The 22,595-nt window shown below is 59.2% G+C and carries 21 protein-coding genes; 13 read left to right on the forward strand and 8 right to left on the reverse strand.

Annotation, left to right across the window (positions count from 1 at the left end; genetic code table 11):
• Positions 1-26: 26 nt before the first annotated feature.
• The 4 genes from ACGHU1_RS13480 to ACGHU1_RS13495 are packed head-to-tail and all read left to right on the forward strand — an operon-like array spanning position 27 to position 4,460.
• Positions 27-1,442, forward strand: a complete 1,416-nt coding sequence (locus ACGHU1_RS13480; RefSeq protein ID WP_390587763.1) for an ABC transporter transmembrane domain-containing protein — start codon at positions 27-29, stop codon at positions 1,440-1,442.
• A complete protein-coding gene (locus tag ACGHU1_RS13485; RefSeq protein ID WP_390587765.1) occupies positions 1,367-2,170 on the forward strand; it encodes an ATP-binding cassette domain-containing protein in 804 nt (267 codons plus the stop codon). The genes ACGHU1_RS13480 and ACGHU1_RS13485 overlap by 76 nt, the downstream gene beginning before the upstream one ends.
• On the forward strand, positions 2,167-3,198 hold the full coding sequence (locus tag ACGHU1_RS13490; protein ID WP_390587766.1) for a cell wall hydrolase: 1,032 nt from the start codon (positions 2,167-2,169) through the stop codon (positions 3,196-3,198). The genes ACGHU1_RS13485 and ACGHU1_RS13490 overlap by 4 nt, the downstream gene beginning before the upstream one ends.
• On the forward strand, positions 3,195-4,460 hold the full coding sequence (locus ACGHU1_RS13495; RefSeq protein ID WP_390587768.1) for an HlyD family type I secretion periplasmic adaptor subunit: 1,266 nt from the start codon (positions 3,195-3,197) through the stop codon (positions 4,458-4,460). Before ACGHU1_RS13490 ends, ACGHU1_RS13495 begins: the two co-directional genes overlap by 4 nt.
• 24 nt (positions 4,461-4,484) lie before the next feature.
• On the opposite strand, the gene ACGHU1_RS13500 is transcribed toward ACGHU1_RS13495, so the two are convergent.
• The gene (locus ACGHU1_RS13500) at positions 4,485-5,405 is read right to left on the reverse strand and encodes a transglutaminase-like cysteine peptidase (RefSeq protein WP_390587770.1); all 921 of its coding nucleotides are present in this window, start codon (positions 5,403-5,405) and stop codon (positions 4,485-4,487) included.
• 158 nt (positions 5,406-5,563) lie between these two features.
• On the opposite strand from ACGHU1_RS13500, the gene ACGHU1_RS13505 reads away from it, so the two are divergent.
• Positions 5,564-6,283, forward strand: coding sequence for a hypothetical protein (locus ACGHU1_RS13505; RefSeq protein ID WP_390587772.1), 720 nt, complete (start codon positions 5,564-5,566; stop codon positions 6,281-6,283).
• Here ACGHU1_RS13505 and ACGHU1_RS13510 read toward each other — a convergent pair.
• The gene (locus ACGHU1_RS13510) at positions 6,280-7,359 is read right to left on the reverse strand and encodes a nucleotidyltransferase family protein (RefSeq protein ID WP_390587774.1); all 1,080 of its coding nucleotides are present in this window, start codon (positions 7,357-7,359) and stop codon (positions 6,280-6,282) included. The two genes, ACGHU1_RS13505 and ACGHU1_RS13510, sit on opposite strands and share 4 nt — an antisense overlap.
• Before the next feature lie 259 nt (positions 7,360-7,618).
• Here ACGHU1_RS13510 and ACGHU1_RS13515 point away from each other — a divergent pair, with 259 nt between their 5' ends.
• Genes ACGHU1_RS13515 through ACGHU1_RS13525 form a run of 3 tightly spaced genes read left to right on the forward strand, consistent with a single transcriptional unit; the run spans position 7,619 to position 9,685 of the window.
• A complete protein-coding gene (locus ACGHU1_RS13515; protein ID WP_390587776.1) occupies positions 7,619-8,536 on the forward strand; it encodes a hypothetical protein in 918 nt (305 codons plus the stop codon).
• Entirely contained in the window at positions 8,533-9,381 is an 849-nt protein-coding gene (locus ACGHU1_RS13520) for a sulfotransferase domain-containing protein (protein ID WP_390587778.1), read from the forward strand. Before ACGHU1_RS13515 ends, ACGHU1_RS13520 begins: the two co-directional genes overlap by 4 nt.
• 10 nt (positions 9,382-9,391) lie before the next feature.
• Positions 9,392-9,685 carry a PqqD family peptide modification chaperone gene (locus tag ACGHU1_RS13525; RefSeq protein ID WP_390587780.1) on the forward strand — a complete coding sequence of 98 codons (294 nt, stop codon included), beginning with the start codon at positions 9,392-9,394 and terminating at the stop codon, positions 9,683-9,685.
• Positions 9,686-9,800: 115 nt separating this feature from the next.
• Here ACGHU1_RS13525 and ACGHU1_RS13530 read toward each other — a convergent pair whose 3' ends face one another.
• The gene (locus ACGHU1_RS13530; RefSeq protein ID WP_390587782.1) at positions 9,801-9,953 is read right to left on the reverse strand and encodes a hypothetical protein; all 153 of its coding nucleotides are present in this window, start codon (positions 9,951-9,953) and stop codon (positions 9,801-9,803) included.
• A 288-nt stretch (positions 9,954-10,241) separates the two neighbouring features.
• Between ACGHU1_RS13530 and ACGHU1_RS13535 the strand changes: the two genes are divergently transcribed.
• From ACGHU1_RS13535 to ACGHU1_RS13545, 3 genes are all read left to right on the forward strand, one after another.
• Positions 10,242-12,218 carry an asparagine synthase-related protein gene (locus ACGHU1_RS13535; protein WP_390587783.1) on the forward strand — a complete coding sequence of 659 codons (1,977 nt, stop codon included), beginning with the start codon at positions 10,242-10,244 and terminating at the stop codon, positions 12,216-12,218.
• 60 nt (positions 12,219-12,278) lie between these two features.
• A complete protein-coding gene (locus tag ACGHU1_RS13540; RefSeq protein ID WP_390587785.1) occupies positions 12,279-12,665 on the forward strand; it encodes a DUF393 domain-containing protein in 387 nt (128 codons plus the stop codon).
• Between the two features lie 78 nt (positions 12,666-12,743).
• Positions 12,744-13,925, forward strand: coding sequence for an alpha-hydroxy-acid oxidizing protein (locus ACGHU1_RS13545; protein ID WP_390587787.1), 1,182 nt, complete (start codon positions 12,744-12,746; stop codon positions 13,923-13,925).
• Here ACGHU1_RS13545 and ACGHU1_RS13550 read toward each other — a convergent pair.
• Positions 13,922-15,373, reverse strand: a complete 1,452-nt coding sequence (locus ACGHU1_RS13550) for an NAD-dependent succinate-semialdehyde dehydrogenase (RefSeq protein WP_390587789.1) — start codon at positions 15,371-15,373, stop codon at positions 13,922-13,924. The two genes, ACGHU1_RS13545 and ACGHU1_RS13550, sit on opposite strands and share 4 nt — an antisense overlap.
• A gap of 186 nt (positions 15,374-15,559) precedes the next feature.
• Between ACGHU1_RS13550 and ald the strand changes: the two genes are divergently transcribed.
• Positions 15,560-16,642, forward strand: a complete 1,083-nt coding sequence (gene ald, locus ACGHU1_RS13555) for an alanine dehydrogenase (RefSeq protein ID WP_390587791.1) — start codon at positions 15,560-15,562, stop codon at positions 16,640-16,642.
• A 94-nt stretch (positions 16,643-16,736) separates the two neighbouring features.
• Positions 16,737-17,459 (forward strand): alternative oxidase, encoded by a 723-nt coding sequence (locus tag ACGHU1_RS13560; protein WP_390587793.1) that lies wholly within the window; start codon positions 16,737-16,739, stop codon positions 17,457-17,459.
• 8 nt (positions 17,460-17,467) lie between these two features.
• Here ACGHU1_RS13560 and ACGHU1_RS13565 read toward each other — a convergent pair whose 3' ends face one another.
• From ACGHU1_RS13565 to acs, 4 genes are all read right to left on the reverse strand, one after another.
• On the reverse strand, positions 17,468-18,478 hold the full coding sequence (locus ACGHU1_RS13565; RefSeq protein ID WP_390587795.1) for a fumarylacetoacetate hydrolase family protein: 1,011 nt from the start codon (positions 18,476-18,478) through the stop codon (positions 17,468-17,470).
• A gap of 26 nt (positions 18,479-18,504) precedes the next feature.
• Entirely contained in the window at positions 18,505-19,140 is a 636-nt protein-coding gene (gene maiA, locus ACGHU1_RS13570; protein ID WP_390588031.1) for a maleylacetoacetate isomerase, read from the reverse strand.
• 179 nt (positions 19,141-19,319) lie between these two features.
• Positions 19,320-20,498 (reverse strand): acyl-CoA dehydrogenase, encoded by a 1,179-nt coding sequence (locus ACGHU1_RS13575; protein ID WP_390588033.1) that lies wholly within the window; start codon positions 20,496-20,498, stop codon positions 19,320-19,322.
• Between the two features lie 71 nt (positions 20,499-20,569).
• The gene (gene acs, locus ACGHU1_RS13580) at positions 20,570-22,510 is read right to left on the reverse strand and encodes an acetate--CoA ligase (protein ID WP_390587797.1); all 1,941 of its coding nucleotides are present in this window, start codon (positions 22,508-22,510) and stop codon (positions 20,570-20,572) included.
• Positions 22,511-22,595 lie beyond the last annotated feature (85 nt).

Below are 22,595 nucleotides of genomic sequence, written 5' to 3' on the forward strand. Positions count from 1 at the left end.
AGGGGGTATCCGCTACGCCTTGAACCATGAACACCATCGCAACTCCACCGCAAGGCGTTGAAGCCGACAGCCTGTCGCTTTGTATTTCAGAGATCGCGTCGCGTTATGCGACCGGCCTGTCACCGTCGGCCCTATCGCAGCTGCCCAAAAAAGCAGACGGCCGGTTGCCATGGCATCAGGCCGATGCGGCTTTGGAACTGGCGGGCGTCAATTACGAGGCTGAACGGCCGAAAAAACTGCCGAAAGAGGACGCGCCGTATCCCGCGCTGGTCGAGTGTGATGATGAGCGGTTCGTTGTGGTCTTGGAAGCGCGCGACGGGGACCTGCTGGTATGGTTCGCTGAGACGGGACGGGAAAGCTGGGTGGCGCACAGCGATATCTCCCAAAATTTTGCGGGCCGTATCTATTCGGTTTTTGCCAACCCCGACATCCAGCGCGAAGGCGAAGCGCCATGGCACGCCAAAGCGCGCGGCCACTGGTTCTGGAGCGAGCTTAGGCGCGAGCGCAGGGCTTTCTGGCCGGTAATCCTCGCCTCGCTGGTGATCAACCTGCTCGCGGTTGCGCTGCCGCTGTTCACGATGAACGTCTATGACCGGGTCATCCCCAATCGTGCGACCGAGACGCTGTGGGTTCTGGGTGTTGGGGTCCTGCTGGTCTTCGCGCTCGAATTTGCGCTCAGGCGCGGGCGCACGGCAGTGCTCGATCAGATTTCGCGGCGGCTGGACCTGAAATTGTCGCAGAAGATTTTCGGCCGGCTGCTCGCCACCCCGCTGCAGGAACGGCAGGGGCATACAGGGGCATTGGCGGCGCGCGTTTCAGAATATGCGATCGTGCGCGATTTCTTTGCCTCGACCACGGTCGTGCTTATCATCGACCTGCTGTTCCTGTTTGTGTTTGTTGGTGTGATCGCTATTATTGGCGGCTGGCTGGCGCTTATCCCGCTGGTCATCATTCTCGCCATGATGGTCGCCGGGTTCATACTTCAACGCAAGGTTACCGAAGCGGCGCAGGATGCGCAGGCGGATTACGGTTTGCAGCAAACCTTGCTGGTGGAATCGCTGGCGGGCATAGAGACGCTGAAAAGCAACGGGGGAGAGGGCGGCACGCTTGGCCGGTGGCATCGTCTTGCGGATGCGGGTGCGAATTCTCAGGAAAAGCTGCGCAATATCAACTCCATCGCAGTGGGGCTGGCGCAGACATTTCAGCAGCTTTCCACCGTGTCCCTGATTATCGGCGGATATTACCTGTTTGCCGCAGGGACCATTTCGATGGGCGCGATCATCGCCATCGTCATGCTCGCTTCCCGATCGCTCGCACCGGCAGGGCAAATTGCGTTCCTGCTGACACGGGGCGTCAGGCCACCGAAATGCTCGGCAGCATTGAACGCCTGTTCGATGCCAGCGATGAACGGCAAAAAGGCGGATCGCTGGCCCCGGCGGTAATCACGCGTCCGTTTATTCAGTTTAAGGACGTGCGTTTCTCCTACCCGGAAAGCGGCCAACCTGCACTCGACCGGATCAACCTTGAGATCAAGCCGGGAGAAAGAGTGGCCGTCGTTGGCCGGGTTGCTTCGGGCAAATCGACTTTTGGCAGGGTGCTGTGCGGTCTGTACGAGCCGACTGAGGGCACGATGTTGATCAATGGACTAGATTCCGCCCAGCACCGCCCCGACCAGCTGCGTGAAACGCTGCGTTTTGTCGGGCAGGATGCGGATCTTTTTTCCGGTTCGATCCGTGAGAACATGGCCCTCGGCCGGCGGGAGGCCACAGATGAGCGTATTCTGGAGGCTTTGCGCGAAACCGGCGCGGATCAGTTCCTCGCCCGTGACAGCGGAGGGTTTGACCGTCCGGTGGGCGAGGGCGGCCGCCGCCTGTCTGGCGGGCAGCGTTCTTTCCTGTCACTGGCAAGAGCGCTGGTCACGCCGTGCGAGCTGCTTTTTCTGGACGAACCAACCGGCTCAATGGACAGCCAGACCGAGAAGCAGTTTGTGGAACGTTTGCAGTCTTCGATGTCCGATAATCAGACACTGGTGATCGCAACGCACCGGCCCGCATTGTTTGCCCTGTGCGAGCGTATTATCGTTTTCAGCAATGGCCGCGTGGCGGCAGATGGCCCGATCAGGGATGTCATCAAGTCCACCGGGGCCAATCTGGATGATCTGACACCATGAAAAAACGCACCAAGCTGGCAATCCGATTGACGTGTCTTGGCGCGGTCGCCGCTCTGGCCGCGTCGCCTAGTTTGCCGGTTGAACAGGCGGCCAAACCTACGATCCAGCAGGATATTGCCTCCAGCATCGGCAATCCGCTGAATGAAATGTCGACGGGGGAAGGGCAGGCCGTATTGATGGCGGGCGGCGATGCTCAATCGCGTAATTCCCGCATTCCGATCATGTCGGGGAAGACCCGTTTGCTAGCTGCCTATGCGCCCATTGCAGCACAATCGGCCTCGTATCCGGCTGCGCTCAAATGCTTGACGCAGGCAGTCTATTACGAAGCCGCGAATGAACCGCGCGATGGCAAACGGGCGGTGGCGCAGGTCGTGCTGAACCGGATGCGGCATCCCGCCTATCCGAACTCTGTTTGCGGTGTGGTGTATCAGGGCGTGAATGCACGGGTCTGCCAATTCAGCTTTACCTGCGACGGGGCGCTTACCCGTTCGCCGCTACGCGCTCAGTGGCTGGCATCGGAGGAGGTCGCGCGCGATGCTCTTTCGGGCAAACAGATGAAAAATGTGGGAACGGCGACCCATTATCATGCCGATTACGTGGTGCCGAAATGGGCTTACACCCTATCGAAACTGGACGTGATTGGCCGCCATATCTTCTATCGCTTTCCGGGCCGCGCGGGGGAGCCGCGCGCCTTCGCGGCGAACTGGTCGCAGACCGAGCGTATTCCGCAGATCAACTGGGCGCGCTTTTCAAGTGCGCTTCCGCCCGAAGAAACAGTGATCCCGGTCGAGGAGACATGGGTGCCCGGTCTGACCGTTGCCCCCGATACCGCGGACCGGCACGCGAAAACAGATGTTGGCGGCCGTATCGACACGACCAAGGAATGGCGTCTGTCGATCCCTGATCCGGTAACCACTGAAAGCCGGTATAAAGCGGCACAGAACGCGCAGAAAGCGGCTGAACCCACCACAATCGTCCTTGATGAAGCTGTGCAAACAGATCCTGCCAATGCAGAGACGGTGCAATGAATATTCTTTCATCGTGGTCAAAACTGGACGCGCCGCGCCGACTGATTGTGGTGTCGGCAATCGGGCTGGCCGTTTTGCTGATCTGGGCTTCCTTCGCCCAAGTTGACAGTATTACGCGCGGCACCGGCAGTGTTATCCCGTCGAGCAAGACGCAATTGGTCCAGCCATCGGAACCTGCGGTGATCGAGGAAATTCTCGTTCGCGGCGGTCAGTCGGTGAAAAAAGGACAATTGCTCGTCCGGCTCGACGATGCGCAATCAGCGTCGGAGCTTGGCCAGCTGCAGACCGAAAATCAGCGGCTTACCGTGCGGGCTGCGCGGCTTGCCGGTGAAGCGGCCGGCGGCGATCTTGGCTGCCAGGATGGCACCATCTGCGCCGATGAGCGCAATTTGCAGCAGGCCCGCGTTGCTGCGGCAAATGCCCGGGAAAGATCGCTTGCCGCAGCGGTGGACCAGCGCCGCCGCGATCTTCGCGAAGCGCAGGCAACTGCCGCATCCTTGCGTGAAAGTGTTAGTTTGGCGAGCGAGCAGGTCGGCATGCTCGAACCGCTTGCCGCGCAGGGCATCGTGCCCCGCACAGAATTGCTAACAGCGCAGCGCGAACTCACCGATCTTCGCGGGCGGCTTTCAGCGGCGCAGCAGGCCGCCGGGCGGTCCTCGGCTGCGATCCGGCAGGCCCAGGCCGATCTCAATTCCGCCCGGCTCGATTTCCGCCAGCAGGCTCTTAACGAACGCAGCGAAGTGAACACGCGCATTGCCGTGAATGAGGAAACCATTCGCGGTGCCGAGGCGCGTCAGCAGCGCAACGAACTGCGCGCTCCGGCAGATGGCATCGTTAACGATGTGCAGATCACGACCGAGGGCGGCTTCGTCAATGCGGGCGAGAAAATCATGCAGATCGTGCCGGTAGGCGAAAAACTGCTTGTAGAGGCGCGCGTTGCCCCCAGCGACATCGCGTTTATCAAGGTTGGCGACAGGGCCAATGTCAAAGTCACCGCCTATGACTTTTCGGTCTATGGCGGTCTTCAGGGCGTGGTTCAGCAGGTGTCGGCCGACAGCATTTTCGACGAAGTAGAGCGGGAGGCGTATTATACTGTCTTGGTCGAAACGGACGAAGCTGCGATTGAACGGGCAGGGCAAATGCTTCCCATCGTCCCCGGCATGATCTGCGATGTTGAAATCCTGACCGGTCGCCGGACAATCCTGAGCTATCTGCTGAAGCCTGTATCAAAAGCATTCGACCGCGCATTGACCGAACGCTGATACGCAGCCCTTGCGGCTACGCAGTCAATATCCGTGGAGCCACGCGCTCTTTTCATTGAAGCTGATGACCGGCGCGTAATCGTGCGAATATGCTCCGTCCAGAACCGTGTCGGTGGCATTGTCGAGGACAACAAATCCGTCCCCGATCCTGACCACCAGTAAAGCGTGATCGGCATTGCGGACTGTGTCGCGCACGATGCTGAGATACATGTCATCCCGGCTGAAACCGGCGGCGGCCAGCAATTGCATCTTTGTCAGCGCGATATCTTCGCAGTCGCCTTTTTTAAGCGACATGGTGAGCCGCGCCCCGGCCCAGTAATCTGCGCGTCCGAACAGATCGCGGTCCTCGACATAGCGGACCTCGCGGTTCACCCAGCGATTGACCTGCGCGATCGTGCTCCGCGATCGTTTGAGATTGCCGCCGAAAGCGCGCTGGAAATTGGCGGATAGCCCTTCATTGCCGACCCGGCGCCATTCGCGGTCGAAATTGGTTTTTCCGATGCGCACTCTTTTGGAGGCGAGAAAGTGTTCGGGGTTTTGCGCTTTGCCCAAAATGTTTGAAACCCCGCACGCCGCCAGCATTTGCCTGACGCCAGAGGCGGAGGGCGCGAGCCGGATTGCCCCAGAAAAACCCGCAGCAGTGGCGCTGAGCGCGGCATTTTTCGGCGCACCTTGGGCAGACTGCTGGCTTTTTGTCCGCTCCAGGGCGCTCATCTCTCCGCCAAGGATTGCCGCGCTCTTGCTTTGCGGGGAATAAGCGAGCGCCCGACGTGCAGCGCAATCAGGGCGCAATCCAGTCAGGTTGGAGTTAACAAGCACCGCCAGCGGGTTTGCCATCACATGCATCCCGGCAGAAGGCGCGGGGACTGCTGGTGATCCAGCGCAAAGCGCCAGCGCGGCAAGTGCGCCTTTGAATACAGTGTTCGATGCTTTCGCCTGCGACATAGCGCGAGGACTGCATGATCACCTGTAAAATCTGGTGATCGAGAAAGGTAAACCGCATTTAACCATAGGGACCGAAAACCGGTAATCTGTGACCGCAAAAGCGGACCCGGCTTATGCTCGCGCTTGCAAGCGCCGAGTAATTTGTACACCTTTGGCTGATGCACCTGTTCGAGGTTCTTATCTGGCTTCACGTCGCGTTTGGCGCGGCAGGACTGATCGCATTTTGGGTCCCTATTGCGTCACGCAAAGGGGCATCTAACCACCGCCGCTGGGGCCGCATCGCCTGTTACGGATTTCTTGGGGCTGGCGTGCTGGCGATAGCGATGGCCTTGCTATCGTTATACGGGCCGGAAGAGCGAATCCCCTCCATCACCGACCGGGAATTGTTCGCAGGCCTGTTTGGCTGGATGATGCTGTATCTCGGTATATTGACCATCGGATTTGTCGATTACGGCCTGGCGGTCATCCGGCATTCGCGAAACCGCGCTGCGCTGCGGTCAGCACGGTATCAATCGGTCATCCTCGCAGTGGTGCTTTCGGCGCTTTGGTGCGGGTATTTCGGCATGAAAGTCGGCCACCCCCTGATGCAATTGGTCGCCGGGGTGGGGTTGGTCGCGATGGCTCTGCAGCAAGTGTATATTTGGCGCAGAGAAACACATGGTCAAAGCTATGTCGGTGAACATTTCCGTGCGCTGCTGGGCATGGGCATATCCGCTTATACAGCGTTTCTTTCGGTGGGTTTGATCCGAATTGTCCCGGATCAGGTGTTCAACCCGCTGATCTGGGCCGGTCCCAGCATCATTGGTGTCAGTCTGATCGTGTATTTCACGATCCGAACCAAGCCGAAGGCCGAGCGAAAAATAGCGCCCAGCGCCTAATTACGCAGCTTTCTGCCAATCCACATGACCGGGCGCAGCGGAATGTAAAGCCAGTCCAGAGCGCGGGGCAGGGGCGCTGCCAGCACATCGGGAAGCGCGCGCAGGTGGTGGCGCATTTCTGCCGCCGCCTTCACCTTGTCGTTATAAAGGGCGCCCCGGACACGGGCCTGCCGGATGATACGATCCAGCACCTTGACGGGGGATTTCAGCCGGTAAGGCTCAATCATCCGGTCGATCGGAAAAGACAGGAAATCGGCATATGCGATATCGTCCACCTTGTCTTGCAGGACGGCAGGCATCGCGCGGTCCCAGATGAGCCTGCGAAGGCCCAATGCTTGCAACGTGCTAACGCCCGCGCCCAAGGTTTCGGCATGGTTGTAAAGCGCAATGATTTCGGCCTCTGATCGCCCTGCAAGCATGGCGTTCACATCGCAAAGCCATTTCAAGCGGCTCCAGTCCGACATCGCGCCGTGGGCGCACAGATACGCAAAGCCATCTGCTTCGCCAAGGACGTGAATTTCCCCAAGATTGTCGATTGTCACACGGCGTGCGTTCGCAAACGCATCCAGCTGCGCGAACATGACGTTGCCATCGACCAGCTTCCAGTGAAGATCGACGACGATACCGGCGCGATTGCGCAGCGTGACCTCTTTGTAATGGCGCACCATCACGGCGGCCTGACGCGGGGATAGCGAGCCATCGCCGACGACCGGTTGGAAACCGATGCGAGAGAGAGTTTGAATGGCAGGCCATGCGTCCTTTTCATCGACAAGAAAATCAATATCGCCGCTGCGTTTGATACCCAGTGATCCGTACAGCTCATGCGTCAGGGGAAGCCCTTTCAGGATAAGGTTGTCCGTCCCGTGATCGCGCAGCAAAGCGTGCAGATCTTTCGTCGCCTTACCCTGGCCCAGGTTCAGCATCGCGCGGTTCTTCGCCTCCCGCCTCCATCGTGCCTTCAGACTGTCTGGAACGGTCGGCGCAGTTTCCAGCCGGTCCAATGCAAATCCATCGAGTTGGTGGCGCCGGGCGGCCTCGGCAAAGCTGTCCCAGTCGTCCATCCGATCAGCCAGCATATGAACCTTAGCGGAAGTTGCGGCTGTTACCGGATGGTCACAGCACGCGGCCAGAAGGCGCAGTTCAGTGGGTAGAAGGTCGTCAGTCGAGGCAGTAGAATTGTGCATGTTCAAGAATCGGGCTAGGCGCGCAGCGCGCTTGTCGCAATCAAAACAGGCTGAAGATCGCTTGCTAAATCGAACTGGCAGTGCAGTTTTCGCCTAATCGCAATCAGGAGAGCGGGTCATCCCTTCGGACAGCACTGCTTCTACTAGCCAAATGCCGTTTCCCTTCACCGTTTCTGCCGACCTCGATCTGGGCGCGCGGGTTACCGCCGCCAGCGTCGATCGGGATGCCGACGTGACTGTGCGTGAGGGGGAAGTGCCGGCGACTCTCGGCGCAGAAAGCGGCGAGCTTCGTTATCAGCTGAAACCGGGCGAATTCCTGCTGAACGCGCCGGATGGAAGCAGGCATTATGTCAAAGATGGCCGGACCATTATCTACAGCCGGGGCGAAAACAGCGACGACAGCGATCTGACGCTGTTCCTGCTTGGATCGGCGTGGGGCGCGCTTTGTTATCAGCGCGGGCTGATCCCGATTCACGCCAGCGGCAATGTTGTGGGCGGCAGAGTTTTTGCATTCACCGGGCATTCTGGCGCGGGAAAATCCACGTTGGCGGCGAACCTTGCGAAGCGGGGGCACGACTTTTTCACAGACGACACCCTGATCTTCGATCCTTCGGCGAGCGGGCCGGACGCTTTATGTTATGCTGGGCAGAAACAGCTCAAGCTGTGGGGTGATGCCGTGCGCAAGACCGGAGCCGAAGCCTTGCAGCCCGTCCGCGCAAACGCGGATATGGACAAACATTACGCCGCGCCGCCAAGCCCGAGCGCCGTGACGGTGGCTCCCTTCTCCCGGCTTTATGTGCTGCGCCGGACTCAGCCTGACGCGGCGGCACCCAACACTGCCGAAAAGCTCAGCGGCAGCGAGGCTTTGCAGGCATTTCGCCGCAACCTTTTCCGGCCGCAATATGCGGAAATCCTGATGGGGCGAAAACCTCTATTTATTGGGCTTAAGGCTTTGTTCGAGTCGGTGGAGGTTTATGATTTCACGCGTGAATTCGGACCTGAAAACTACGACCCGGCAGTCGATTTTATCGAAGACCATATCGCTGGGGCGGGAAAAGGAATTGCGTGAGCGGTTCCGGCAACATTGTCTGGCTGGCAAGCTATCCGAAATCCGGCAACACCTGGGTCAGGCTGCTGCTGGGCAATCTGCTCAATCTGAAAGACGACAGTTCACCGCAGGACGAATTTACTCCGGTGTCAGGCATTTCCAGCGCGCGCTGGCAGTTTGAACAGGTCGGCGGGCTTAACACTTACGACCTGACCCCTGCCGAAATCGATAGCCTCCGGCCCAGTGTATACCGCGAAATAGCAAACGCTGACCCCGCACCCACTTTCATCAAGGTGCATGACGCCTACCAGCTGACCGAGACGGGAGAGGCGATGTTCCCAGCCGACTGTTCGCGGGCTGTAATATATATCGTGCGCAACCCGCTGGACGTTGCGGTTTCGTATTCTCATCATCTTGGCGAGCTGGACCTTTATCGGACAGTGGCCATGATGCAGGATAATCAGCGCTCTATCGGCGGGACGAACACCGATCAGTTGCACCAATTGCTTGGCAGTTGGTCTGGACATTATCGCAGCTGGACGAACCAGGATGCCATCCCAGTGCTGGTGATCCGGTACGAGGATCTGCGCGAGGATACAGCGGCGCAGCTCAAACGGATTGCTGGGTTCGCAGGGCTTTCTCCGTCGAGCTTTGCCATGACTTACGCCGATGCCGTCGAAGCTTCGCGGTTTGATAAGCTACAGCAGATCGAGGCGCAGAAAGGTTTTGTCGAAAAGCCCCAGAACGCTGCGCGGTTTTTCCGGTCAGGCCGGTCAGGCGAGGGTAAAGAAAAGCTGGGCGCTGACCTGCAATCAGTATTGATCGCCGAGCACGCCGAGGTCATGGAAAAGCTCGGTTATATTTAAAGGGTGAGCGATGACTAACAGCAGTTCTATCAGTTTGGACGATACCGTTGGCAAGTCAGAGAATTTTGTTGAAAGCTCTGTCGATCAGGAAACAATTTTGATGAACTTGAACGAAGGAAATTTCTCTTCGCTAAAGTCGACCGGTCGCAGAATCTGGGAAATGCTGGATACACCGACTAAGGTTTCGGCGATATGTTCGTCGCTCCAAGATGAATTCGACGTCGAAAAAGACGTCTGTGAGGCTCAGACGGTAAGTTTTCTCAACGGATTGCATTCCGAGGGTTTCATCGAGGTTGAAGCCTGACATTTTCGGCAAGCACGAAAAAGCGGGCGATCCAAAACCGAATCGCCCGCTTTTTGAATTTTACAACCCGGTAACTCCGGATGTTCCAAGGCGGGATTATCTTTCCGCCCGAGCTTTAGCTCATCGACCGTGTTCCGCCCGGGATAAGGCCGTCAGTGCCGGCGGAAAATGTGCTTTTGATGTCTGCCAGGTCCATTTCTGCGGTCACAACAACAGGCGCTTCCCATTTTGCTTTAGGTGCGGTGTTCGAAGTGTTCTTGGTAGTCATAGAAAAAGCCCTCATTAAGTAATGCACACTGTTGGAATACGCGGTAATACCATTGAGTTTGGACTGCAAGCTGAAACTCGTGGTTTCATATGGATAATGCTGCAAATTCAGGACGAGCGCGTGCGTTTGAGCTGAATTCGCACAGGTTAATCGGCTGCATCGGCTGTGACAAAGGAAATTCCTGCGGTGCAGAGCACCTTTGATCGGACAGTCAGCCAGGCGCGTTGACATATTGCCCCAATCTTTAACCGATGGATTTGCGTTCAAAGTCTGCTTATTGGCGCAATCATGAGCGGTATTGGCATTGAATTCTGGCACGATGGACGCGCTGCATCCATCGAAAGCGCCAATCGGATGACGGGCGCTCTTCGCATCTTGGGCAGCGACAAGCAGTCGTCGATTTGCACAGGTCCGTTTGCGATAAGCTGGACCCAAAGTGCCGGTTTCACCCCGCAGGACAAATTTGACCGGCAACCGGCCATCGCATCGGATCGCTGGCATGTGCTGTTCATCGGCAGGCTCAATCATCGCGAAGAACTCGCCGGGAAGCTTGATCTGCCGACAAGCGAACTTGATCGCGCGCCTGACAGCGTGTTGGCATTGAAAGCCTGGATCAAATGGGGCGAGGGCTGCATCGATCACCTTTACGGCAGCGTGTCGATGATCGTTTGCGATACGGAGGTAAACCGGCTCGTCGCGCTGCGCGGACATGAACTGTCGCAGCAGATATATTATCATCGCAGCGGTGAGAGGACCATCGTCAGCTCCAGCACGAAAGGGATATTCAGCGATCCCGAAATCACGCGCGAAATCGACGAGATCAAGGTTGCCGATGCATTAGTGCTTAATCATCAGGATGTTGAGAGGTCTTTCTTCAAAGATGTCTCAATTGTCGGCAGCGGTCAAATCCTCAGCGTTACGGGCAGCAGCGATCCGGTTGTGACAACGCATGATTGTTTTGCCACGGTGGAGCCTGTCCGTTTCGCCCGCGATGACGATTACGTGGACCGTGCCCGCGAATTACTCGACGCGGCTCTCGAAAGCGCGTTTCGTAGTCCTCGTGCGCCGGCTCTCAGCCTGAGTTCCGGGCTGGATTCGACTTGTCTTGCCGTCGCCATGATCGAGCGGATGCGCGGCACGGGGGAAGCCCGTGCTGGCTCACTGCGCGCCTATACCGGCGTGCCTGAAAAAGGGTGGGATGCCCAAGCACGCGACGGCTGGCTGGGAGATGAAAGCGGGCCAGTACGCGCTCTTGCCGAGATGTATCCCGAACTCGATGTACATTTCGAAAGCGGTGAGCATCTCCCCTTTGACCATGGCCATGACATGACCCAGTCCTATGCCGACATGCCGCTGCGCGGTGTGGGCGCAAGTGCGTGGGGCAGCGCAATCGTGCAGCAGGCCCGCATGGACGGACGCAGCGTGATCGTCACCGGCTCTGATGGTAACGGCACGATCAGCTTTGCAGCGGCACATATTCTGTTCGCAGTCTGGGCAAGGTCTGGCCGTTTTGGCCAGCTTGCCAAGGAAATCCGCGCTTTTGCAAAACGCCGTCCCGGCACTCGCCAGACTAGTGTCGCGTTTCAGGCCTTTCTGACCAACGCGCCCGACTGGTTTTACGATTATTATATGCAGGCGCGCGGTCATGCGCACGGCAAGGGTTTCCGGTACTTTTCTCCAATCCACCCCGACTATGCCAATGACATGAAAGTCGGCGAGCGGCTGGAACAGTTTGGCTGGGATGACCGGTTTCGGCGAAAACCGGATCGCCGCGAAATGATGCGGATCATGATGCAGCGCGGCGCTCACAATGATACCAGCGGCTTGCTTGAAGCGGCGAAGGTCAACACCGGTGTAGAGGGCGTGCATCCGCTGCGTGATCTGAAACTGGCGCGTTATTGCTATGCGATCCCCGATGACCAGTTTTACAAAGACGGCGTGGATCGCCGCCTTATCCGCCGCATGATGGCGGGCAAGCTGCCGCAGCAAGTTCTCGCGGCTAAACGCGGAGAGCAATCATCGGACTGGCACGCGCGGCGCAAACGTGATCTTGACCGTATTGCCGCAGAGCTGGACCGCCTTCGCGATATTCCTTCGGTGGCCAATCGGCTGGATATCGAACGGATGCAGCGCGTGATCGCCGAATGGCCTGACGAGACACCGACATCGGCTGATGATTATCCCGAATATGCTATTGCGCGGTATGGCATCGGGCGCGCGCTTTCCGTCGCGCGGTTCATCAACCAAGTCGAAGGCCGCAACTAGCTGCCCATTACCGGCGCGCCGCGCCCTTGTAATCGCCTGTTTCCCGCGCACATAAGGCGGATGGACAGCCGTGTTTCCCACGACAACGCAACACCCGGAGTGACCGTCTGGTATGATGGTGCATGCCCGCTATGCCAGCGCGAGATCGCTTTCATGAAGCGGCTCGACCGCAAAGAAGCCATTCGGTTTATCGATGTGGCCGCAGGCGCCGATCCGTCCTGCCCGATTGACCAGAGCACACTTCTGGAAAGATTTCACGCTCGCGAGAATGGCAAAATCGTAAGCGGGGCCGCCGCCTTTGCCGCCATGTGGCGCGCTATTCCCGCTATGCGCACACTCGGCCTGATAGCGCGCAACAAGACAGTGCTCCGCATTTTGGAGCGGCTTTATGTCTGGCACCTTCGCATCCGGCCGCAATTGCAGGCAATCGCACGGCGGTTTGAATGACGCGCCGATAAACCGCTTGCCCCTTATGCGCATCATGGTTCACTCTTTGTCAAAACAGACAACAGGAGTGGACGCCCGATGCAAAATTACGGCGGGATGCAGAACGAGATTTACAATGCTGGGCTTCAGGGGACGTTGCCCAGCTTTCCCGTCGATTTTGCGACCTTGGAAAAACGCGCTCACGAAGCGCTTGGCCCGATGCTCACCAATTACGTCGCGGGCGGATGCGGGGACGAACACACGCAGGATACCAATGCATCGGCGTTTCATCACTGGGGCATGATCCCGCGCATGATGGTCGATTGTACCGAGCGCGACCTGTCGATCGAATTGTTCGGGCACACGCTGCCTTCGCCCCTGTTCATGGCCCCGATCGGACTGAATGGGGAGGCGACGCAGGACCGGCACGGCGACATGGCGGCGGCAAAGGCGTCTGCGATGACAGGTGTGCCGTTTTGTGCCTCGACACTGTCGAATGATCCACTGGAAGATGTGAAGGAAGCGTGCGGCGATACGCCTGCGTTTTTCCAGCTTTACACCCCGCGCAACCGCGAATTTGCCGAAAGCCTGATCGCGCGCGCGGAAAAGGCGGGGTATTCCGCGCTGGTCGTGACGCTGGATACGTGGGTCACAGGCTGGCGGCCGCGTGATCTCAACGCGTCCAACTTTCCGCAATTGCGCGGCAAGGTTTTGCAAAACTACTTCACCGACCCGGTCTTCCGCTCACTGCTGGAAATGCCGCCGGAAGAAGATCCTGCCGCGGCGATCATGATGTTTGCGCAGGTGTTTGGCCAAGTGCTGACGTGGGAGGATATGAAGTGGTTCAAATCCGTCACGGAAATGCCGATTGTCCTGAAAGGTATTTGTCACGCCGATGATGCCCGGCGCGCGGTCGATTGCGGAGCGGACGCGATCTATTGTTCGAACCATGGCGGGCGGCAGGCAAATGGCGGCATCGCGACCATCGACCTGCTCGAAGACATTGTGAAAGCCGCAGGCGACGTGCCGGTCCTGTTCGACAGCGGCATCCGTTCAGGCTCCGACGCTGTGAAGGCCATCGCGCTCGGGGCGAGGGCGGTTGGCGTGGGCCGGCCTTACACTTATGGACTTGCCATTGGCGGGGCAGAGGGCGCTGCGTGGGTGCTTAAATCCATGCTGGCGGAGGCCGATTTGCTGATGGCAGTCAATGGGTATCCGACGCTGGACGAGGTCCGCACGCAGGGCGCGCAGCGGACCGGCCGGGAACGCGCGATGTCTTAACCGCCAGATTTGGCGACCGTGACCAGCTTGGTCTCGGTATAGCCAAGATACCCCTCGACACCGCTTTCGGAGCCGAACCCGCTGTCACCGACGCCGCCAAATGGCGTTTCCGGCGATCCGACACCGAAATGGTTGATCGCCACCATGCCCGCCCGCAGCGCGCCGCCCAGATAATGGCTTTCATCAAGGTCGGCGGTGAAAGCATAAGCGGCGAGGCCATAGCGGAGCGAGTTGGCGATCCGAACGGCTTCCTCGATATCGTCATAGGGCACAATGCCGGCCACTGGGCCAAATGGTTCCTCGGTCATCAACCGGCTATCGGCTGAAGGTCCAGCAATCACGGTCGGCTGGAAGAAATGGCCTGCGCCGTCGATGGCCGATCCGCCCGCGACGATCTCTCCCTCAGCTCCGCCCATCGCGCCCATTAGGTCCCGCATGGCGGCGACGCGCCCTGCATGGGCCAGCGGCCCCATCTCAACACTGTCATCGGCGCTGGCATCGCCAACTTTGAGCGCCTGCGAACGGCTCGCGAATTCGGCCACGAACTTGTCGTAAATGCCTCGCGCGACAAGGAAGCGGGTGGGGGACACACAGACCTGCCCGGCATTGCGAAACTTCGTACCCGCACATGCGGCGACAGTGCGTTCAAAATCGGCGCTTTCCCCGATCACGACAGGTGCATGGCCGCCCAGCTCTGCGGTGAAGCGTTTGAGCCCCTGGGCCGCTAGCGCGCCCAGCTGTTTCCCAACCGCGGTCGATCCGGTGAAGCTGACTTTGCGCACCGCAGGCGCGGTGATCAGGTGCTCGGAAATCATCGCCGGGTCGCCATAGACTAGGTTGATTACACCGTCCGGCATTCCTGCATCGGTAAAGCATTCCACCAGCAATTGTGCAGAAGCTGGCGTGGTTTCAGCCGGTTTGAGAATGCACGAACAGCCCGCAGCCAATGCGCCGGCCAGCTTTTTGGCAGGCAGATTTACCGGGAAATTCCACGGCGTGAACAATGCAGCGGGACCAATCGGTTCCTGCGTCACGCGCTGCTGCAGCAGGTTGGGACCGCGCACAGGCACGAGCCTTCCGCCTTGCCGCTTTGCTTCCTCACCCAGAAAATCGATGAGGTCCGCAGCGCCTTTCGTTTCGGCCAGCGCCTGTGCGTGCGGCTTTCCAACTTCCAACGTGACGACGCGCGCAATTTCCGGCGCGCGTTCGCGGAGCAGATCGGCTGCACGGCTCAGGATTTTGTGGCGCTCGGCTCCGGGTGTGCCCGCCCATTTGGGAAAAGCAGCGTCTGCGGCGGCGACCGCAGCGTCCAGTTGCTGCGCGGACACTTTCGGGCAATCAGCAATCTTCGCCTCGGTCGCCGGATTGGTGACTGGCATTGTCCCTTCGCCGCCATCCGCGACCCATTCGCCGCCGATCAGCATCTTGATTGTGGGGTACTGTGTCATCTGATGGCTCCGTATTCGTCTCGCACGCCGCTGCTGTTTGTAGGGGAGTCGGCTTTGGCTGGACGTTAGGGGGAAAGGGGACAGCGCAGAACCCCTGCTTTTCCCGATTGAGTAATTATGCGCAGGATTGTAACATAATTGCGCACTCAGATTGGCCCTAGCGCCCGATTCCCCCAGGAGACAACAATGCTCATCGGCGTTCCTAAAGAGATCAAGAACCACGAATACCGTGTGGGCCTTACCCCAGAAGCTGCCCGTGAATACGTGACCAAGGGGCACGAGGTTATCGTTGAGACAGGCGCAGGTTTGGGAATCAGCAAGACCGACGAGGATTACGAGAAAATCGGCGCTTCCATCGTGGGCACCGCTGAGGAAGTCTTCGCTCGCGCTGACATGGTAGTGAAGGTGAAAGAGCCGCAGCCGAGCGAGTGGGTCCAATTGCGCGAGGGGCAAATCCTGTTCACTTACCTGCACCTTGCTCCAGATCCTGATCAGGCACGCGGATTGATGGAATCTGGTGTTTCTGCGGTCGCATATGAGACAGTTACGGGCCCCGGCGGCGGCCTGCCCCTGCTGGCCCCGATGAGCGAAGTGGCCGGGCGGCTCTCCATCGAAGCCGGTGCGCATGCGCTGCGAGCGAGCAATGGCGGGCGCGGCACTTTGATGGGCGGTGTGCCAGGCGTTCTCCCTGCAAAGGTCGTTGTTCTGGGCGGCGGTGTGGTTGGCACCCAGGCGGCGCGAATGGCGGTTGGCCTTGGCGCGAATGTCGAGATTTTCGATCGGTCGCTGCCCCGCCTGCGCGAGCTTGATGAGATGTTTCAGGGCCGCGCAAGCACCCGTTATTCCACTGCCGGCACTATCGAACAGGCACTTGCCGAAGCCGATGTGGTCATCGGCGCGGTTCTGATACCCGGAGCGAGCGCGCCGCATCTTGTCCCGCGTGAAGATCTTAAGCTTATGAAAAGCCGGGCTGTTCTGGTCGATGTCGCGATTGATCAGGGAGGCTGTTTTGAAACGTCGAAGCCGACCACTCATGAAAACCCCACATATGAGGTGGACGGCATCATTCACTACTGCGTAGCTAACATGCCGGGCGCTGTGCCGCTCACGTCAAGCTACGCGCTGAATAACGCGACGCTGCCGTTTGGACTCGCACTGGCAGAGAAAGGTATCGCGGCTTGTAACGATGATCCCTACCTCGCGCCCGGCCTTAACGTGCACCAGGGCAAGATTGTGAATTCTGCAGTCGCGGAGAGCCTTGGCTTCTAATTGTTGCATAAAATCGAACAAATGATGTGACCGTTTCGCGGGAATTTCGCGCCTGCGAACGCTATTTATGGGGCAGCCAACGGAGAGCCTCGTAATGCAACATCTCGATACCCGTCCGCTTGTTCGGCAGGTCAATTTTGATGCCGATGTCGCCGTCCATGTCGCACCGCAATCGGTCAGCGACCGGATCGCCTTTGCTTTCGTAAAACTGCTGCGTTTCTTCGCCGATACCTTCTTTGCGAAGCGTTACGGCCACCGTGCGGTTGTGCTGGAAACGGTCGCTGCCGTGCCGGGTATGGTGGGCGGCCTGTGGCAGCATTTGCGCGCGCTTCGCATGATGCGCGATGACGAGGGCTGGATTCGCACCCTGCTCGACGAGGCCGAGAATGAGCGGATGCACCTGATGACCTTTATCGAGATCGCGCAGCCAAACTGGCTGGAGCGGGCGCTGATCGTCGCGGTGCAGATGGTGTTCTACAACTTCTACTTCTTCCTCTACCTTTTGGCGCCGCGCACCGCACACCGTGTGGTCGGGTATTTCGAGGAAGAGGCTGTGTTCAGCTACACCCAGTATCTGGAAGAGGTGGATGCAGGCCGGCATGAGAACGTCCCCGCGCCGCAGATCGCGATCGATTACTGGCAGATGCCGTCCGACGCGACCTTGCGCGATGTCATCATCGCAGTGCGAGCCGACGAGGCCGAGCACCGCGATGTGAACCACCACTTCGCTGCCGAGATTGATCGCAAACGGGGCAAGCAGCCGGCTGCCGCAGTCGGACCGGACGATTTGGTGCAGACGAAAGTGTCAGGTATCTAGGGGGCCGATCAAACCTCGACCACGGTCTGTTCGATGCTGCCGAAGATCGAGTGATTGTCGCTATCGCGCATTTCGACTTTTACGGTGTCGCCTGCGCGCATGAAGCGGGTTGATGGCTCTCCGTCTCGGATCGTCTCGATCATGCGGATCTCGGCGATGCACGAATACCCTAATCCGCCATCAGCGACAGGCTTGCCCGCGCCGCCATCTGCGCCCTTGTTGGACACGGTGCCCGATCCGATGATCGTTCCTGCGGCGAGAGAGCGCGTCTTGGCCGCGTGGGCAACAAGCTGGGCGAGGTTGAATGTCGCATCGACGCCTGCTTCGGCGCGGCCAAAGGGCTCTCCATTGTAGTCCACCATAAGCGGCAAGTGGACGAGGCTGTCCTTCCACGCGTCGCCCAGTTCCTCCGGCGTGACCGCCACGGGCGTGAACGCGCTGGCAGGTTTCGACTGGAAGAAGCCAAAGCCCTTGGCCAGTTCACCGGGGATCAGGCCGCGTAGCGACACGTCGTTGACCAGCATGATGAGCTTGATGTGGCCCGCAGCGTCATCGGCGCTTACGCCCATCGGCACATCATCTACGACAACCGCGATCTCGCCTTCCATATCGCAGCCCCAAGCCGGATCGCCGAGCGGGATGTCCGCGCGCGGCGGCAGGAAACCGTCGCTGCCGCCCTGATACATCAGCGGATCGTGATAGAAGCTGTCTGGCACCTCGGCATCGCGCGCTTTGCGCACCAGTTCGACATGGTTGATGTAGGCAGAGCCGTCGGCCCATTGGTATGCGCGCGGCAGAGGCGAATGCGCCTGGCGTTCGTGAAACCGCTCGCACGGGACTGTCTCATGCTCCACATCGCGGGCCAGCACTTCCAACTCGGGCGAGACACGGTCCCAGTTGTCGAGTGCAAATTGCATGGTTGGTGCGATGTAGCCTGCGGCGCAGCAGCGCGTGAGGTCCTTTGACACGACGACCAGTTTGCCGTCGCGGGTTCCGTCGTTGAGCGTTGCGAGTTTCATGAGGCTTTTGCCTTTCTGGCGGGTGGTTAGGCGGGGTTATCAGGTTGATTGTTTGGATGCGCGCGCTGGAAAGCGGGCAGGGCAAGGCACGCGGTCTCTATCCGGCAGATATGCGGGCTTTCCGACAGGTCGTAATGGAACCGGCGCGCATTGTAGATTTGCGGGATCAGGACTGTTTCGAACATGCCCGGCTTGTCTAACAGGGAATCTCCCGCACCCAGCTGGGCAAGTCGCTGCTCAACTGGATCAAGCGTGCGTTTCAGCCAGTGACGATACCAGTGGTCCACGACCCGCTGCGAATGGCCCAGCGGCTCTTTCAGGTATTTCAGCACTGGCAGGTTTAGCGGCGCGTGCAGCTCTGTCGCGATGGCGTAGGTCAATTCGCGCGCGGTGTAGCGATCTTCGATATCGGCAGGCAGCAGCGGGTTGTCGGGATAGGCCTCGTCCAGCCATTCCAGCAGCGCCATAGACTGCGCGCGGTCGCGGCCCTTGGCTCGCAGCATCGGCACGGACGCGAACGGGTTGCGGCTGGTATACGCGTCGTCCCGTTGCGCGCTCTCCAGCAGGTTCACCGGGTCCTGATCGTATTCCAGCCCCTTTAGCTCAAGTGCGATACGCAGGCGGTAGGATGTCGATGATCGGTAATATCCGTAAAGCGTCATCTTCATCGTGCAGGCCCCTCAACCCAGAGACATGGACCGCATGTTACACGGTCCTGAAGATGAATTTTCCAGCCAGTGACGGCGAGCGACTTCATGGTGTCCCAATGGGCGGAAAGGGCGAGTGTGCCGGTCATGGTTTTCCCATACCGCACCCGCCCGATGTAGGACAGCGGCCGCAATTATCCGAACGCCGCGATGCCGGTGATCGCCCGGCCCAGGATCAGCGCGTGGACATCATGAGTGCCCTCGTACGTGTTCACCGTTTCAAGGTTCACCGCGTGCCGGATCACCTGATATTCTTCCGAGATACCGTTGCCGCCATGCATGTCGCGCGCCTGCCGGGCGATATCCAAAGCCTTGCCCACATTGTTCCGCTTTACGATGGAGATCATGTCCGGCGCGAACCGGCCTTCATCCATCAATCGGCCCACGCGCAAAGATGCCTGCAGGCTGAGCGCAATGTCGCTCATCATGTCGGCGAGCTTTTTCTGATACAGCTGCGTCGCGGCGAGCGGGCGGCCAAATTGCTTGCGATCCAGACCGTATTGGCGCGCGGCGTGCATACAGAATTCCGCCGCACCCATCGCGCCCCAGCTGATGCCGTACCGCGCACGATTGAGACAGCCAAACGGGCCTTTCAGCCCCTGCACATCCGGCAGCAGCGCGTCGGCTGGCAATTTTACATCTTCCATGACGATGCCGCCCGTGGTGGAGGCGCGCAGCGAAATCTTGCCTTCAATCTTGGGTGCGGACAGCCCCTTCATCCCTTTTTCAAGCACAAAGCCGCGAATGCCGCCGCCATGCTCTTCGGATTTGGCCCAGACCACGAACACATCGGCAAAAGGTGAGTTGGAAATCCACGTTTTCGCGCCGTTGATAACGTAACCATCGCCGTCTTTCTTGGCGATTGTCTTCATTCCGGCAGGATCGCTCCCGGCATCGGGCTCGGTCAGACCGAAACAGCCGATCAGCTCGCCAGAGCTAAGTCCCGGTAGGTATTTGCGCCGCTGTTCTTCTGATCCGTATGCGTGAATCGGATGCATGACGAGGCTGGACTGTACGGACGCCATCGAACGGTATCCGCTGTCTACCCGCTCAATCTCGCGCGCGATCAATCCGTATGCGACATAGCTTGCGCCGACGCCGCCATATTCTTCGGGAATGGTCGCGCCCAGCAATCCGGCCTGGCCCATAAGCGGGAACAGTTCGGGCGCGGAAACCTCGTTCCGGTATGCCTCTATCACGCGCGGCTGCAGTTCGCTTTGCGCAAACGCGTGGGCAGTGTCGCGGATCATCCGCTCGTCTTCGGTAAGCTGGGTTTCCAGATCGAAGGGATCTTCCCAGTTAAACGGCACCATTCCGGCCACAAGTTACTCCTGAAAGTGAATTCCTGCCGCGTTTCGCAGGTGTGAAGCGCGGGTTCAACCCCTCAAACCGAAGGGCGGTTGGCGAGCAGATCATCGACGACGCCCGGATCGGCGAGCGTCGATGTATCGCCCAGATTTCCTGTGTCATTCTCGGCAATTTTGCGCAGGATGCGGCGCATGATCTTGCCGCTGCGTGTTTTGGGTAGGCCCGGCGCGAATTGCACCACATCCGGCGTGGCGATGGGGCCGATTTCCTTGCGCACCCATTGCACCAGTTCGCGGCGTAAATCCTCGCTATCCTCAACCCCTGCATTGGTGGTCACGTAGGCGTAAATGCCCTGTCCTTTCACATCGTGCGGCATCCCCACGACAGCGGCTTCTGCGACCATGTCGTGTTCAACCAACGCGCTTTCGACTTCGGCTGTTCCCATACGGTGACCGGAGACGTTGATGACATCATCGATCCGTCCGGTGATCCAGTAATACCCGTCTTCATCGCGGCGGCAGCCATCTCCGGTGAAATAATATCCGGGATACTGGCTGAAATAGGTTTGGAAAAACCGGTCGTGATCGCCGTAAACGGTCCGCATCTGGCCCGGCCAGCTATCGGTGATAACCAGCGCGCCCGATGCCGCACCATCCAGCAGCGTGCCTTTTTCCGGATCAACCAAAGCAGGCTGCACGCCGAACATCGGGCGCGATGCACTTCCCGGTTTCAGCGGGGTCGCGCCGGGCAGCGGCGTGATCATCGCGCCGCCCGTTTCGGTTTGCCACCACGTGTCGACAATCGGACAGCGCCGCTCGCCAACCACGCGGTGGTACCATTCCCATGCTTCGGGATTGATCGGCTCACCCACGCTGCCCAGCAGGCGGAGAGAGGACCGGTCGGTCTTTGTTACCCAGTCATCGCCTTCGCGCATCAGGGCGCGCAGGGCAGTCGGCGCGGCGTAGAAAATCTCGACCTTGTGTTTGTCGATTATCTGCCAGAACCGGCTGAAATCGGGGTAATTGGGCACGCCTTCGAACATGACCTGCGTCGCGCCGTTGATCAGCGGGCCATAGGTGACATAGCTGTGGCCCGTGACCCAGCCGACATCTGCCGCGCACCAGTAAATCTGGCCCGGCTGGTAATCGAAAACATATTCGTGCGTCATGCTGGCCCAGACGGCATAGCCGCCGGTGGTGTGCAGCACGCCTTTCGGCTTTCCGGTGGAGCCTGAGGTATAGAGAATGAACAGCGGGTCTTCCGCATCCATCACTTCTGGTTCGCAATCGGCAGAGGCATCGGCGACGGCGTCATGCCACCAGATATCGCGCCCATCGTGCATAGCGATATCGCCGCCTGTGTGGCGGTAGACGATGACGGTGCTAGCCTTGGTCTTTGCAAGCGCCGCATCGACATTGGCTTTCAGCGGGACTTTCTTGCCCCCGCGAAGCCCTTCGTCAGCGGTGATAACGATGTCGGACTGGCAATCCTCGATCCGCCCCGCAAGCGCGTCGGGACTGAAGCCTGCAAACACGACCGAATGGACCGCACCGATGCGCGCGCAGGCGAGCATGGCGATGGCGGCCTCTGGCACCATGGGAAGATAAATCGTCACGCGGTCGCCAAGCTTTACACCGCTGGCTTTCAGCGCGTTTGCAAATTTGCAGACCTGTGTGTGAAGGTCGCGGTAGGTTAGGGTGCGGCCCGCATCGGCGGGGTCATCCGGCTCCCAGATGATTGCGGGCGTATCGCCGCGCTCATGCAGATGCCGGTCCAGCGCGTTGGCGCAGATGTTCAGCTTTCCGCCCAGAAACCAGCCAATGCGGAAGTCTGCCTCGGCAAAACTGACGTCTTTCAGGCTTTCATACGGGGCGATCCAGTCGATCCGCGCACTTTCCGCGCGCCAGAACCCTTCAGGATCGGTTAGCGAACGGGCGTAGCGTTCGTGATATTCCGGTTCGGTAATCTTGGCTGACCGCGCCCACTCTTCGGGCACGGGGTAAAGTGCGTCGCTCACGCCGTCTCTCCCACTGTTTTGTGGGCGAGCCTAGGCGTTTGCGCGTGTGAGTGAAAGCATGATCCGCAGCTTATGCAGAGCAGCA

The organism is Erythrobacter sp. MTPC3 (genome assembly GCF_042854385.1).
Classification (GTDB): domain Bacteria; phylum Pseudomonadota; class Alphaproteobacteria; order Sphingomonadales; family Sphingomonadaceae; genus Erythrobacter.

Bases quoted from the DNA above. Each gene is read 5' to 3' on its own strand.
- ACGHU1_RS13480 (WP_390587763.1), top strand. From the start codon at position 27: ATGAACACCATCGCAACTCCACCGCAAGGCGTTGAAGCCGACAGCCTG.
- ACGHU1_RS13485 (WP_390587765.1), top strand. From the start codon at position 1,367: ATGCTCGGCAGCATTGAACGCCTGTTCGATGCCAGCGATGAACGGCAA.
- ACGHU1_RS13490 (WP_390587766.1), top strand. From the start codon at position 2,167: ATGAAAAAACGCACCAAGCTGGCAATCCGATTGACGTGTCTTGGCGCG.
- ACGHU1_RS13495 (WP_390587768.1), top strand. From the start codon at position 3,195: ATGAATATTCTTTCATCGTGGTCAAAACTGGACGCGCCGCGCCGACTG.
- ACGHU1_RS13500 (WP_390587770.1), bottom strand. From the start codon at position 5,405: ATGTCGCAGGCGAAAGCATCGAACACTGTATTCAAAGGCGCACTTGCC.
- ACGHU1_RS13505 (WP_390587772.1), top strand. From the start codon at position 5,564: ATGCACCTGTTCGAGGTTCTTATCTGGCTTCACGTCGCGTTTGGCGCG.
- ACGHU1_RS13510 (WP_390587774.1), bottom strand. From the start codon at position 7,359: ATGCTGGCTGATCGGATGGACGACTGGGACAGCTTTGCCGAGGCCGCC.
- ACGHU1_RS13515 (WP_390587776.1), top strand. From the start codon at position 7,619: ATGCCGTTTCCCTTCACCGTTTCTGCCGACCTCGATCTGGGCGCGCGG.
- ACGHU1_RS13525 (WP_390587780.1), top strand. From the start codon at position 9,392: ATGACTAACAGCAGTTCTATCAGTTTGGACGATACCGTTGGCAAGTCA.
- ACGHU1_RS13530 (WP_390587782.1), bottom strand. From the start codon at position 9,953: ATGACTACCAAGAACACTTCGAACACCGCACCTAAAGCAAAATGGGAA.
- ACGHU1_RS13535 (WP_390587783.1), top strand. From the start codon at position 10,242: ATGAGCGGTATTGGCATTGAATTCTGGCACGATGGACGCGCTGCATCC.
- ACGHU1_RS13540 (WP_390587785.1), top strand. From the start codon at position 12,279: ATGGACAGCCGTGTTTCCCACGACAACGCAACACCCGGAGTGACCGTC.
- ACGHU1_RS13545 (WP_390587787.1), top strand. From the start codon at position 12,744: ATGCAAAATTACGGCGGGATGCAGAACGAGATTTACAATGCTGGGCTT.
- ACGHU1_RS13550 (WP_390587789.1), bottom strand. From the start codon at position 15,373: ATGACACAGTACCCCACAATCAAGATGCTGATCGGCGGCGAATGGGTC.
- ald (WP_390587791.1), top strand. From the start codon at position 15,560: ATGCTCATCGGCGTTCCTAAAGAGATCAAGAACCACGAATACCGTGTG.
- ACGHU1_RS13560 (WP_390587793.1), top strand. From the start codon at position 16,737: ATGCAACATCTCGATACCCGTCCGCTTGTTCGGCAGGTCAATTTTGAT.
- ACGHU1_RS13565 (WP_390587795.1), bottom strand. From the start codon at position 18,478: ATGAAACTCGCAACGCTCAACGACGGAACCCGCGACGGCAAACTGGTC.
- maiA (WP_390588031.1), bottom strand. From the start codon at position 19,140: ATGACGCTTTACGGATATTACCGATCATCGACATCCTACCGCCTGCGT.
- ACGHU1_RS13575 (WP_390588033.1), bottom strand. From the start codon at position 20,498: ATGGTGCCGTTTAACTGGGAAGATCCCTTCGATCTGGAAACCCAGCTT.